We start from the raw sequence: 12,980 nt of genomic DNA on the forward strand, positions 1-12,980 counted from the left end.
TCGAGGAGAACTGTGTCCGGCACGAAGAAGCTGGTGATCGTCGAGTCGCCGGCGAAGGCCAAGACCATCGCCCAGTACCTGGGCGAGGGCTACGAGGTGCTCGCCTCCGTCGGGCACATCCGCGACCTCATCGAGCCGAAGAACCTGCCGCCCGAGCTCAAGAAGGGCGGGCTGGGCAAGTTCTCCGTCGACGTCGACAACGGCTTCGAGCCCTACTACGTCGTCTCCGATCAGAAGAAGAAGACGGTCGCCGACCTCAAGCGCGCGCTGAAGAACGCCGACGAGCTCTTCCTCGCGACGGATGAGGACCGCGAGGGCGAGGCCATCGCGTGGCACCTCCTCGAGGAGCTCAAGCCCAAGGTCCCCGTCAAGCGGATGGTCTTCCACGAGATCACCAAGGACGCGATCCAGACGGCCCGCGACAACACCCGCGACATCGACACCTCCCTCGTCGACGCGCAGGAGACCCGCCGCATCCTCGACCGCCTCTACGGCTACGAGATCTCCCCGGTCCTCTGGCGCAAGGTTGGGCCCGGCCTCTCCGCCGGCCGCGTGCAGTCCGCCGCCACGCGCCTCGTCGTGGACCGCGAGCGCGAGCGCCTCGCCTTCGTCTCCGCCTCCTACTGGGACCTCGCCACGGTCCTCGCCCCCGAGGCCGACGCCTCGGCGGCGTTCGACGCCCGCCTGGCGCGCCTGGACGGCAAGCGGATCGGAAGCGGCCGCGACTTCGACGACCGCGGTCAGCTGAAGGGGGACGTCACCGTCCTCGACGAGGCCTCCGCCGGTGCCCTCGCCGAGGCGCTGCGCGACCCGAAGACGCTCGTCCGCGTCTCGAACCTCGAGTCCAAGCCCTACTCGCGGCGCCCCGCCGCCCCGTTCACCACCTCGACGCTCCAGCAGGAGGCGGCGCGCAAGCTCCGCTTCTCGGCGCGCCAGACGATGAGCGTCGCGCAGTCGCTCTACGAGAACGGCTTCATCACCTACATGAGGACCGACTCGCCGAACCTCTCGCAGCAGGCGCTGAACGCCGCCCGCTCGCAGGCGGCCTCGCTCTACGGAGCCGAGACGGTCCCCGAGAAGCCGCGCCTCTACTCCGGCAAGAACAAGAGCGCGCAGGAGGCGCACGAGGCGATCCGCCCCGCGGGCGAGACCTTCCGCACCCCGGACCAGCTCGCAGGCACCCTCCGCGGGAACGACCACCGCCTCTACGACCTGATCTGGAAGCGCACCGTCGCCTCGCAGATGGCCGACGCCAAGGGCTCGACCGCGACGGTCACCCTGCTCGCCAACCCGGCCGGCGACACCGAGCGCACCGCCGAGTTCACCGCCTCGGGAACGGTCATCACCTTCCGCGGCTTCCTGCTCGCCTACGAGGAGGGCCGCGACGAGGAGCGCCACGGCGCCCGCGACGAGAAGGACGCCAAGCTGCCCGTGCTCGAGGTCGGCCAGAGCCTCGTCGTCGCCGAGGTCGAGGCCAAGGGCCACGAGACCTCGCCGCCCCCGCGCTACACGGAGGCGAGCCTCGTCAAGTCGCTCGAAGAGCTGGGGATCGGGCGCCCCTCGACCTACGCCTCGATCATCACGACGATCGTCGACCGCGGCTACGTCACTCCGCGCGGCACGGCGCTCGTTCCGAACTGGATCGCCTTCTCGGTGGTGCGCCTGCTCGAGGAGTTCTTCTCCGACCTCGTCGAGTACGACTTCACCGCCGCGATGGAGGGCGACCTCGACCGCATCGCCGGCGGCGAGGAGGACCGGGTCGACTGGCTGAACCGCTTCTACTTCGGCGGCGGCGACCAGCCGGGCCTGCGCCACGTCGTCGACAACCTCGGCGAGATCGATGCGAAGAGCATCAACTCGGTCCGGATCACCGACGACATCACCCTGCGCATCGGCAAGTACGGGCCCTACCTCGAGGTCGCCCAGGAGGAGGGGCAGGAGACGCCGCGCCGCGTCAACCTGCCGCTCGAGCTGGCTCCGGACGAGCTCACGCCCGCCAAGGCGCAGGAGCTCGTCGACGCCCCCGTGCAGACCGACCGCGTGCTCGGCAGCAACCCTGACTCGGGCAAGACCGTCGTCGTCAAGGACGGCCGCTTCGGCCCGTATGTGACCGAGGTCGACCCCGAGCCCGAGACCACCGCCGACCCCGCCACCGGTGAGGTCGTCGAGCCTACGCCGGCGAAGCGCGGCGCGAAGAAGGCGGCCGCGGTCAAGCCGCGCACCTCCTCCCTCTTCAAGTCGATGGACGTCGCGACCGTCGACCTCGCCACCGCTCTGCGCCTGCTCGACCTGCCGCGCACCGTCGGCGAGGACCCGGAGTCGGGTGAGCCGATCACCGCGCAGAACGGCCGCTACGGCCCGTACCTGAAGAAGGGGACGGACAGCCGCTCGCTCACCAGCGAGGACCAGATCTTCGAGGTCGACCTGCCGACCGCGCTCGAGGTGTTCGCCCAGCCCAAGTACGGCGCCAAGCGCGCCACGAGCGCCCTCGCGGAGTTCGAGGCCGACCCGGTCAGCGGCAAGCCGATCCGGATCCGCGACGGGCGCTTCGGCGCCTACGTGACCGACGGCGAGACCAACGTCACGATCCCCAAGGGCCAGCCGATCGAGGAGATCGACTTCGAGCAGGCGGTGCAGATGCTCGCCGACAAGCGGGCGAAGGGTCCGGCGCCCAAGAAGGCCCCGGCCAAGCGCGCCCCGGCCAAGAAGCCGGCGGCGAAGACCACGGCGGCGAAGACCACGGCGGCGAAGACCACGGCGGCCAAGACGACGGCGACGAAGACCACCGCCGCGAAGACCACGGCGGCGAAGGCGACGACGGCCAAGACCACGGCGGCGAAGACCACGGCCGCCAAGACGACGGCGGCGAAGACCACCGCCGCGAAGAAGCCGGCCACCACCCGCGCCCGCAGCACTGCGGCGAAGGCGACGGGCTCGACGGAGTCGTGACCGGGCTGTTCGTCACCCTCGAGGGCGGGGACGGCGCGGGCAAGACCACGCAGGCCCGGCTGCTCGAGGAGTGGCTGGGCTCGCGCGGTGAGACCGTGCGGCGCACCCGCGAGCCGGGCGGCACCGAGGTGGGCGTGCAGATCCGCGAGATCGTGCTGCACCACCGCGGCGAGATCGATCCGCGGGCCGAGGCGCTCCTCTACGCCGCCGACCGCGCGCAGCACATCGGGACCTTCGTCCGGCCCGCGCTCGAGCGGGGCGAGGTCGTCGTCCAGGACCGCTACATCGACTCCTCCGTCGCCTACCAGGGCGCCGGCCGGGTGCTGGACGCCGCGGAGGTCCGCTCCCTCTCGGAGTGGGCGACCCGCGACCTCCGCCCCGACCTCACCGTCCTGCTCGACCTCGATCCCGCCGTCGCCCGCACCCGGCTGGACGCCGCGCGCACCCGCTACGACCGGCTCGAGGCGGAGAAGGCCGAGTTCCACGGCCGCGTCCGGCAGGCGTTCCTCGACCTCGCCTCGGACGACCCGGAGCGCTTCCTCGTCCTGGACGCGACCCGTCCCGTCGAGGAGCTCGCCGCGGCCGTCCGCGCCCGCGTCGAGCCGATGCTCAGCGCCGGTCCCCAGGGCGCGCGGCCCGCTGTCGGACCTCGCGGTTAGCCTGGATCCGTGACCGTCTGGAGCCAGCTCGTCGGCCAGGAGCACGCCATCGGCGCCCTGCGCGACGCCTCGACCCCCCGCGACGAGAGGGGGCACGAGTCGACCTCGATGACCCACTCCTGGCTGATCACCGGGCCGCCCGGCTCCGGCCGGTCGAACCTCGCCTACGCCTTCGCCTCCGCACTGCTCTGCCGCCGCGGTGGCTGCGGCGAGTGCCCGGACTGCGCGCAGGTCGCCGCCCGCTCGCACCCCGACCTCGCGGTCCTCGCCACCGAGCGCGTCATCATCTCGATCGAGGAGGTGCGCCGTCTCGTCTCGTCCTCGCAGTATTCGCCGTCGGTCTCGCGCTACCGGGTGATGGTCATCGAGGACGCCGACCGGATGAGCGAGCGCACCTCGAACGTCCTGCTGAAGGCGCTCGAGGAGCCGCCCGAGCGCACCGTCTGGATCCTCTGCGCGCCCAGCGAGGCCGACCTCCTGCCGACGATCCGCTCGCGGGTGCGCTCGGTGCGCCTGCGCGTCCCCAGCGTCGAGGACGTCGCCGGCCTGCTCGAGCGCCGCGACGGCGTCGACGCGGAGACGGCGGAGCGCGCCGCCCGCCAGGCCCAGAGCCACATCGGCATGGCGCACCGGCTCGCGACCGATGCGAACGCCCGCGAGCGGCGCGAGGAGACCCTCCGGATCGCCCTGAGGCTGCGTGGGGTGTCCGACGCGGTGCTCGGTGCCGCGCGGATGATCGAGGTCGCCACCGAGGACGCGAAGGCCTACACGCTCGAGCGCGACGAGGTCGAGCGCCAGCAGGCGCTGCGCTCGCTCGGCGTCGAGCCCGGCGGCACGATCCCCGCCCAGCTCCGCTCGCAGCTGCGCACCCTCGAGGAGGACCAGAAGCGCCGGGCGACGCGCAGCCTCCGCGACGGCCTCGACCGCATCCTCGTCGACCTGCTCTCGCTCTACCGCGACGTCGTGCGCCTCCAGCTCGGCGCCCCCGGCGGCGTGATCAACGAGGAGGTGCGGAGCGAGATGACGGCGCTCGCCTCGGCCACCGCCCCCGACCGCACCCTCGCGGTGCTCGACGCCGTGGCGGAGGCCCGGCAGCGCATCGACGCGAACGTCTCGCCCGTCCTCGCCCTCGAGGCGATGCTCGTGGTCGCCGCGCGGCGCCCGGTGGCCGCGTGAGGCGCCCGGGCCGCTGGACGGCGCTCGCCGCGGTCGGCGCAGCGGTCGCGCTGCTCTCCGGCTGCTTCGCTCCCGGACCCTCGCCCGAGCGCACCTCGACGCCCGCCCCGCAGGCGGTCGACGCCGATCTCGAGCAGTACTACGGCCAGGTCCTGGTCTGGGACGACTGCGGCGAGGGCATGCAGTGCACCGACGCGACGGTGCCGCTCGACTGGGACGCCCCGGCCGGCGAGACCGCCTCGATCGCCCTGGTCCGCCACCCGGCGACGGGCGGGGACGCGATCGGCTCCCTCCTGGTCAACCCGGGCGGGCCCGGCGGGTCCGGGGTCGACCTCATCCGGGACAGCCTGGACTTCGCCGTGGACGACGAGCTCGCCGCCCGCTTCGACGTGGTCGGCTTCGACCCGCGCGGCGTCGGCGCCTCGACCGCGGTGTCCTGCCTCGACGCCGCCGGACTCGACTCCTACCTCTACGACATCGTCCCGGGCGAGCGCGGCAGCGACGAGTGGATCGCCGCCCAGCGCACCGCGTCCGCCGCCTTCGCCGCCGCCTGCGAGGAGCGCAGCGGCGCCCTGCTGCCCGAGGTCGGCACCACCAGCGCGGCCCGCGATCTCGACGTGCTGCGGGCAGCGCTCGGCGACCAGGCGCTGCACTACCTCGGCTACTCCTACGGCACCTTCCTCGGCGCCACCTATGCCGGGCTGTTCCCCGATCGCGTCGGCCGGCTCGTGCTCGACGGCGCGATCGATCCGGCCGCGACCTCGCTCGACGTCGTCCGCGAGCAGGCGATCGGCTTCGAGAGCGCCCTGCGCGCGTATCTCCTCGCCTGCCTCGGCGGCGAGGGCTGCCCCTTCACCGGCACGGTCGACGAGGCGATGGCGCAGGTCGCCGCGATGCTGGAGCGGGTCGACGCCTCGCCGATCCGCGCCCAGGACGGCCGGCAGCTCGGCTCGAGCACGCTGCTCACCGCGATCGTCTACCCGCTCTACTCCGCCTCCTCCTGGGGCGGGCTGAGCGAGATGCTCACGGACGTGCGTCAGGGCGGCGCGGAGATCGCCTTCCAGTACGCGGACGCCTACAACGGCCGGACGGCCGACGGCGACTACAGCGACAACGCGACCGAGGCCTTCCTCGCGATCAACTGCGTCGACTACGCCTACGACGCCGAGACGGAGTCGATGCGGGCGGACGCCGCGGAGCTCGAGGCGGCGGCGCCGACGCTCGGCCGCTACCTCGCCTACGGCGACATCCTCTGCGGCGAGTGGCCGGCCGCCTTCGAGGGCTCGCGGGCGCCGATCACGGCGGAGGGCTCGGGCCCGATCCTCGTGGTGGGCACCACCAACGACCCGGCGACCCCCTACGTCTGGGCGCAGGCGCTGGCGGAGGAGCTGTCCGACGGGCACCTCGTGACCTTCGACGGCGAGGGCCACACGGCCTACAACAAGTCGAACTCGTGCGTGAACGACGCGGTCGACGCGTACCTGCTCGAGGGCGTCGTCCCCGAGGAGGACCCGCAGTGCTGACCGAGCAGGAGCGCCGCGGCGCGCCGGAGCAGCCGGGCCTCCGGGAGCGCAAGCGCCTCGCGACCCGGCGCGCGATCGAGACCGCGGTGCTGCGGCTCGCGAGCGAGCGCGGCCCGGACCGCGTCACGATCGAGGACGTCTCGCGGGCGGCCGACGTCTCCACGCGCACCTTCTTCAACTACTTCGCCTCGAAGGAGGACGCGCTGGTCGGTGGCCTCCCGGTGATCTCCGACGAGACCGCGGCCGCGTTCCTGGCGGGCGAGGCGCCGCTCCTCGTCGACCTGCAGGCCGTCTTCGTCGCGGCCGCGGAGGTCCCGGGGGAGGAGGACCGCGAGCTGCACCTGCTGCGGCGCAGCCTCTTCCGCGAGCACCCGCAGCTCGTCGGCCTCAAGATCGCCGGCATGCGGGAGTTCGAGCTCGCGATCGAGGACCTGGTCGCCGAGCGCCTCACCCGCAGCGGGACGGACGCCGAGGCGGTGCGCAGCCGGGCCCGGATGCTCACCCTGCTCGGCCTCGCCGCCATGCGGCACGCCTGGGCCGGCTGGGTCGACCACGACGGTCGCGACGCGCTCCCCGGACTCATCGTCCACTCCTTCGAGGAGCTGCGCGGAGCGCTCGCCGAGTAGCCCGCGGGCTGCGCGCCCCGATTCACGCCCCGGCCCGCGAGCAGGCTATGCTGTGTAATCGTGTCCGGGGCGAGCGCCTCGCGAGCACGCCGCCTTAGCTCAGTCGGTAGAGCGTCTCACTCGTAATGAGAAGGTCGTCGGTTCGATTCCGACAGGCGGCTCCGCATTTCTCACGTGGTGAAGCAGCGAGTGTCGCCATCGCCCCGTATCTCCGGCCCCCAGGCCCCGTCGATCCCCGCCCGTTACCCTGGTTCGGATGACCGACACCCCGCCCCGCCGCCGACCGCGCGCCCTCGTCGTCGCAGCGGCCGCCGTCGCCGTGCTGCTGGGCGTCGGAGCCTTCAGCGCCGGGACGGCGATCGGCCGCACGGCGACTCCCGCCGCGGCGCCCACCGCCTCGGCACCCGCCACCGCGACGACGACGGCCACGCCGACGCCGACGCCGACCGCCCGCCCCGCCGGCACCGAGACCGCCGAGGCGCTGCGCACCTGCTCCGTCGCCGGGCTCGCGGCGGATCCGCGCCTCGGCGCGATGCAGGCGCGGGTCGTCGACGCGGCGACCGGCGAGGTGCTCTTCGACCGCGGCGGCACGACCGCCTCGCGCACCGCATCCGCGCTCAAGATCCTCACCGCCGCCGCCGCGCTCGCCGTCCTCGGCCCGGACACCCGGATCGCCACGACCGTCGTCGCGGGCGACGCGGCCGGCAGCGTCGTGCTGGTCGGCGGGGGAGACCTCACGCTCAGCCGACTGCCGAGCGGTCAGGAGTCGGTCTACGCCGGCGCCGCGCACCTCGACGACCTCGCCGCGCAGCTCAAGGCCGCCTGGGACGCCGACCCGGCGACCGCGGGCACCACGATCTCCTCGGTCGTGCTCGACGCCTCGCTCTACTCCGGCGACACCTGGCAGCCGAGCTGGAACCGCAAGGAGCAGACCGACGGCTACATGCCCGAGATCACCGCCCTGCAGGTCGACGGCGACCGCGCGGATCCGACCGCCGCCACCTCCCGCCGCGGCGAGGACCCGATCGGCCGGGCGGGCGACGCCTTCGCGGCTGAGCTGTCCGGCTCGTCGACGGTGAGCACCGGCACCGCCCCGGCCGGAGCGCGGGTGCTCGGCACCGTCGAGTCGGCCCCGGTCAGCACCCTCGTGCAGCAGATGCTGCTCGTCTCGGACAACGCGATCGCCGAGATGCTCGCGCGGCTGGTCGCGATCCGCACGGGCTCGGGCAACGACTTCGGCGCCGAGCAGGCGGGCGTCCTCCAGGGCCTCGCCGGCTACGGAGTGGACACGGCCGGCATCACGATCGTCGACGGCTCGGGGCTCAGCGACGACAACGCGGTGGCTCCGGCGTACTTCACGAGCCTGCTGCGGAAGATCCAGGCCAGGGAGGGGCAGCTCGGCGTCCTCCTCGACGGCCTCCCGGTCTCGGGGCGCACCGGCTCGCTCTCCTACGCCGACCGCTTCGCCGGCGACAACGCGGTGGCCGACGGCGCCGTCCGCGCGAAGACCGGCTGGATCGACACCGGCTACACGCTCGCCGGCGTCGTCGACGCCCAGGACGGCACGGCGCTCACCTTCGCGGTCTACGCGCTCGGCGACGTCTCCGACTCGGCGAAGTCCGCCATCGACACGCTCGTCACCGGCGTCTACCGCTGCGGCGGCGCGCTCTCCGACTCCTGACCGACCCGCCCCCACCGCCCCCGCACCGCCCCCGCACCGCCCCCGCACCGCTCCCGCTCCCGCTCCCGCTCCGAGAGGACCACCATGACCACGGCACTCCTGATCGTCGACGTGCAGAACGACTTCACCGAGGAGGGCGCCCTCGCCGTCGCCGGCGGCACCCGTGTCGCCGAGGGGATCACCGCCCACCTCGCCGCGAGCGCCGGCCGCTACACGACGGTGCTCGCCTCGCGCGACTGGCACGACGGGGACTCCGACAACGGCGGGCACTTCGCCCCAGAGCCCGACTTCGTCGACACCTGGCCGGTGCACTGCGTCGCGGGGACGGCCGGTGCGGAGTACCACCCGGCGCTCGCTGTCGACGCGGTCGACGTGCACATCCGCAAGGGCCAGGGCCGCCCGTCCTACTCGGCCTTCGAGGGGACCGCGGACGACGGCGCGCCGGTGCCGGCGCTGCTCGAGCGCCTGGGCGTGACCGAGCTCGACGTCGTCGGGCTCGCCACCGACTACTGCGTGCGGGCCTCGGCCCTCGATGCGCGCGCGGCCGGCTTGGAGGTGCGCGTGCTCTCCGACCTCGTCGCCGGGGTCTCGCCCGAGGCGAGCGCCGCGGCGCTGCGCGAGCTGGCCGAGGCGGGTGTGCGCGTCGAGGTCTCCTCCACCGTGCTTCCCTCCTCCACAGAGGCCGGTCCGTCCACAGGGGCGACCGGCTCCTGAGGTGCGTCCGGGGGCGGTCGTAGACTGAGAAGCGTCGTCGTGCGGGGTCCGCGCGACTCGATCCGCACAGGAAGAGTGTTCTCGTGAGTGATTCCGTCGTTCGAAACGCCGCCGAGGCGGCCCTGCTCGCCCGCGTCCCGTCGCAGCTGCTCATCGGCGGCGCCTGGGTCGAGGGCTCGGGCGGCGGCACGATCGACGTCGAGGATCCGGCCACCGGCGAGGTGATCCGCACCATCGCCGACGCGACTCCGGAGGACGGCCTGCGGGCGCTCGACGCCGCCGTCGAGGCCGGGCCGGCCTGGGCCGCGACCGCGCCCCGGAAGCGCGCGGAGATCCTCCGCCGCGCCTTCGACCTGCTGCAGGAGCGCAAGGACGACTTCGCCCTGCTGATGACGCTGGAGATGGGCAAGCCGTTCGCCGAGGCGCTCGGCGAGGTCGCCTACGGGGGCGAGTTCCTCCGCTGGTTCAGCGAGGAGGCGGTGCGCATCTCGGGCCGCTACGGCGTGAACCCGGAGGGCACGGGGCGGATGATCGTCTCGCAGCACCCGATCGGTCCGTGCTACCTGATCACCCCGTGGAACTTCCCGCTCGCGATGGCGACCCGGAAGATCGCCCCGGCCCTCGCCGCCGGCTGCACCGTCGTGGTGAAGCCCGCCGAGCTCACGCCGCTGACGACGCTCGCCTTCGCGGCCCTGCTCGCCGAGGCGGGGGTGCCGGACGGCGTCGTCAACGTGGTCACCACCTCCTCGGCCGGAGCGGTGTCGGAGCCGATCCTGTCGGACCCGCGGCTGCGCAAGCTCTCCTTCACCGGCTCGACGCCGGTCGGGCGGACGCTGCTGCAGCAGGCGGCCGAGGGCGTGCTGCGCACCTCGATGGAGCTCGGCGGCAACGCGCCGTTCGTCGTCTTCGAGGACGCCGATCTCGACCGCGCGGTCGAGGGCGCGATGCTCGCGAAGTTCCGCAACATCGGCCAGGCCTGCACCGCCGCCAACCGCTTCTTCGTGCACGAGTCGATCGCCGAGGAGTTCGCGGCCCGCGTCACGGAGCGCGTCCGCGCGCTGACCGTCGGCCGCGGGACCGAGTCGGGCGTCACGATCGGTCCGCTGATCGACGATCGCGCCGTCGAGAAGGCCTCCTCGCTGGTCCGGGACGCCGTCGAGCGCGGCGCCGAGGTCCGCGTCGGCGGGCACGGCATCGACGGAGCGGGGCACTTCTACGAGCCGACGGTGCTCGCGGGGGTCGCGGTCGGCAGCGAGATCCTGCACACCGAGATCTTCGGCCCGGTCCTCGCGATCGTGCCGTTCCGTGACGAGGACGAGGCGGTCGCCCTCGCGAACGACACCGAGTTCGGGCTGGTCTCGTACGTCTTCACCCGCGACCTCGCCCGCGGGCAGCGGATGATCGAGCGGCTCGCCACCGGGATGATGGGCCTGAACGTCGGTGTGGTCTCGAACGCCGCAGCACCCTTCGGCGGCGTCAAGCAGTCGGGGCTCGGCCGCGAGGGCGGGCTCGAGGGCATCCACGAGTACCTCAGCACCAAGTACACGCTCACCCCCGACCCCTTCGCCTGATCCGTGGAGCTGATCGAGGTCCGCTCGCTCGAGGACCCGCGGCTGCGCGACTACGCGCACGCCACGGACGTCGCGCTGAAGAACGCCCGCGGCCCGCACGGGCTCTACCTCGCGGAGTCGGCGCTGGTGCTCGAGCGCGCGCTCGCCGCCGGGCACCGGCCGCGCTCGGTGCTCTCGCTCGGCGGCTCGGTCGAGGAGGCCGAGCGGCTGCTCGGCGACCGCGACGTGCCGGTGTTCACCGGGCCCGGCGAGCTGCTGGCCGAGCTGACCGGCTACACGCTGCACCGCGGCCTGATCGCCGCGCTGGACCGGCCGGTGCTGGCCGACCCCGCGGAGCTGCTCGCCGGCGCGCGCCGCGTGGTCGTGCTCGAGAACGTGGTCGACCCGACCAACGTCGGCGCGATCTTCCGCTCGGTCGGCGCGATCGGCGCCGACGCCGTGCTGGTGACGCCGCGCTGCTCCGACCCCTTCTACCGCCGGGCGATCCGCGTCAGCATGGGCACGGTGCTGCAGGTGCCCTGGACGCGGGTCGGCGACTGGCCGAGCACGCGCGCGCTGCTGCACGGGGCCGGCTTCACGATCGCCGCGATGGCGCTGACCCCGGAGGCGGTGCCGCTGCGCGACTTCGCGGCGGCCGCCCCGGAGCGGGTCGCGCTCGTGCTCGGCACCGAGGGGGAGGGGCTCACCGCGGAGGCGCTGGCCGCCGCGGACGTCGCGGTGCAGATCCCGATGCGGCACGGAATCGACTCGCTGAACGTCGCGGCGGCGAGTGCGGTCGCGATGTGGGCGCTCGCGGCGCCCTGACCCCCCGTCAGGGCCGCGGCCCGTCGTTCCGCGCACCCCGGACGCCCCGGTCCGAGCGCCTGCGCTACGCTCGCCACGAACCCGGCCGGCACCGCTCCTCCGGCGCCGTGCCGCCCTCCGCCGTCATCCACTCCCGAGGTCGTCCATGTCCGAGCGCTCCCGGCTCCGCGCCGCCCGCCTGCCGTCGGCTGTCGCGGCCGTGCTGCTGCTGGCCCCGCTCGCGGGCTGCGCGCTGGACCCGGCCGAGGTGCCCGACTCCGGTGCCACGCCCGCGCGGACGATCCGCGCGACCGAGCCGACGCCCGTCGCGACCGGAGCGGTGACCGAGGGTGATGAGGTCTCCCAGCTGATCACCCGGTGCCTCGCGCGCTACGGCCTCAACGAGCGGCCTCCGGCGCCGGACGGCTCGCTCAGCGAGACGGAGTGGCTGGCCGCGCAGGAGGCGATCGCCGACTACGACCGCACCCTCACCGACTGCTCCGCCGAGGCGCTCTCCACCGACGCGCCCGCGCCGACGATCGCCCCCTGATGCGTGTCGAGGGCTGCGCGGCGCTGGTCTCCGGGGGAGCCTCGGGTCTCGGAGCAGCGACGGCGCGGGCCCTCGCCGAGGCAGGAGCGCGAGTCGTCGTCCTCGATCTGCCGGCGGCGCTCGACAGCGCCGACCTGCCGGAGTCGGTCCTCCGGATCGCGGGCGACGTCCTCGACGGCGACGCCGTCCAGCGGGCCGTGACGGCCGCCGAGGGGCTGCGGATCGCGGTGACCTGCGCCGGCGTCGCCACCCCGGGCCGGCTCCTCGGCCGTGACGGGCCGCTGTCGCTCGACGCCTTCGAGCGGGTCCTGCGGATCAACACCGTCGGCACGCTGAACGTCCTGCGGCTCGCGGCGGCCGCGATCGCCGAGGGCGAGCCGGTCGAGGGGGAGCGCGGGGTCCTGGTCACCACCTCGTCGATCGCCGCCTTCGAGGGGCAGATCGGGCAGGCGGCCTACGCCGCCTCGAAGGGCGCCGTGGCCGCGCTGACCCTGCCGCTGGCGCGCGAACTGGCGGCCGCGCTGATCCGGGTCGTCTCGATCGCGCCCGGCACCTTCGACACCCCGCTGCTCGCCGGGCTGCGGGAGGCGGCGCGCACCGCCCTCGGCGAGGCGGTGCCGCACCCCGCCCGGCTCGGGAGGCCGTCGGAGTTCGCCGCGCTCGTGCGCCACGTGATCGAGAACCCGATGCTCAACGGCGAGGTGATCCGCCTCGACGGCGCGCTGCGGATGCCGCCGCGCTGACCGGG

Annotated in this window: 11 protein-coding genes and 1 tRNA gene; all 12 read left to right on the forward strand. The window is 74.0% G+C overall.

Going from position 1 to position 12,980, the window contains the following annotated elements; translation table 11 throughout:
• Positions 1-12: 12 nt before the first annotated feature.
• The 12 genes from topA (at position 13) to MT355_RS02900 (ending at position 12,975) form a co-directional block, all read left to right on the forward strand.
• The gene (topA, locus tag MT355_RS02845) at positions 13-2,949 is read left to right on the forward strand and encodes a type I DNA topoisomerase (protein ID WP_243598449.1); all 2,937 of its coding nucleotides are present in this window, start codon (positions 13-15) and stop codon (positions 2,947-2,949) included.
• The gene (gene tmk, locus MT355_RS02850; protein ID WP_243598450.1) at positions 2,946-3,608 is read left to right on the forward strand and encodes a dTMP kinase; all 663 of its coding nucleotides are present in this window, start codon (positions 2,946-2,948) and stop codon (positions 3,606-3,608) included. The genes topA and tmk overlap by 4 nt, the downstream gene beginning before the upstream one ends.
• Positions 3,609-3,617: 9 nt before the next feature.
• Entirely contained in the window at positions 3,618-4,784 is a 1,167-nt protein-coding gene (locus tag MT355_RS02855) for a DNA polymerase III subunit delta' (protein ID WP_243598451.1), read from the forward strand.
• Positions 4,781-6,307 carry an alpha/beta hydrolase gene (locus MT355_RS02860; RefSeq protein WP_243598452.1) on the forward strand — a complete coding sequence of 509 codons (1,527 nt, stop codon included), beginning with the start codon at positions 4,781-4,783 and terminating at the stop codon, positions 6,305-6,307. Before MT355_RS02855 ends, MT355_RS02860 begins: the two co-directional genes overlap by 4 nt.
• Positions 6,301-6,933 carry a TetR/AcrR family transcriptional regulator gene (locus tag MT355_RS02865; protein WP_243598453.1) on the forward strand — a complete coding sequence of 211 codons (633 nt, stop codon included), beginning with the start codon at positions 6,301-6,303 and terminating at the stop codon, positions 6,931-6,933. The genes MT355_RS02860 and MT355_RS02865 overlap by 7 nt, the downstream gene beginning before the upstream one ends.
• A gap of 88 nt (positions 6,934-7,021) precedes the next feature.
• A tRNA-Thr gene (locus MT355_RS02870) sits at positions 7,022-7,094 on the forward strand.
• Positions 7,095-7,189: 95 nt separating this feature from the next.
• Positions 7,190-8,614: a D-alanyl-D-alanine carboxypeptidase/D-alanyl-D-alanine-endopeptidase gene (gene dacB, locus MT355_RS02875; RefSeq protein ID WP_243598454.1), complete on the forward strand. Its 1,425-nt coding sequence runs from the start codon at positions 7,190-7,192 to the stop codon at positions 8,612-8,614.
• A gap of 84 nt (positions 8,615-8,698) precedes the next feature.
• Positions 8,699-9,328, forward strand: a complete 630-nt coding sequence (locus tag MT355_RS02880; protein ID WP_243598455.1) for an isochorismatase family protein — start codon at positions 8,699-8,701, stop codon at positions 9,326-9,328.
• Between the two features lie 83 nt (positions 9,329-9,411).
• Complete coding sequence (locus MT355_RS02885) at positions 9,412-10,899, forward strand: NAD-dependent succinate-semialdehyde dehydrogenase (RefSeq protein ID WP_243598456.1); 1,488 nt, start codon at positions 9,412-9,414, stop codon at positions 10,897-10,899.
• A gap of 3 nt (positions 10,900-10,902) precedes the next feature.
• Positions 10,903-11,703, forward strand: a complete 801-nt coding sequence (locus MT355_RS02890) for an RNA methyltransferase (protein WP_243582254.1) — start codon at positions 10,903-10,905, stop codon at positions 11,701-11,703.
• Positions 11,704-11,848: 145 nt separating this feature from the next.
• On the forward strand, positions 11,849-12,232 hold the full coding sequence (locus MT355_RS02895; RefSeq protein ID WP_243598457.1) for a hypothetical protein: 384 nt from the start codon (positions 11,849-11,851) through the stop codon (positions 12,230-12,232).
• Positions 12,232-12,975, forward strand: a complete 744-nt coding sequence (locus MT355_RS02900) for an SDR family NAD(P)-dependent oxidoreductase (RefSeq protein WP_243598458.1) — start codon at positions 12,232-12,234, stop codon at positions 12,973-12,975. Before MT355_RS02895 ends, MT355_RS02900 begins: the two co-directional genes overlap by 1 nt.
• The last annotated feature ends 5 nt before the right edge of the window (positions 12,976-12,980 follow it).

The organism is Rathayibacter sp. VKM Ac-2929 (assembly GCF_022815495.1).
In the GTDB taxonomy this organism is placed as follows: Bacteria; Actinomycetota; Actinomycetes; order Actinomycetales; family Microbacteriaceae; genus Rathayibacter; species Rathayibacter festucae.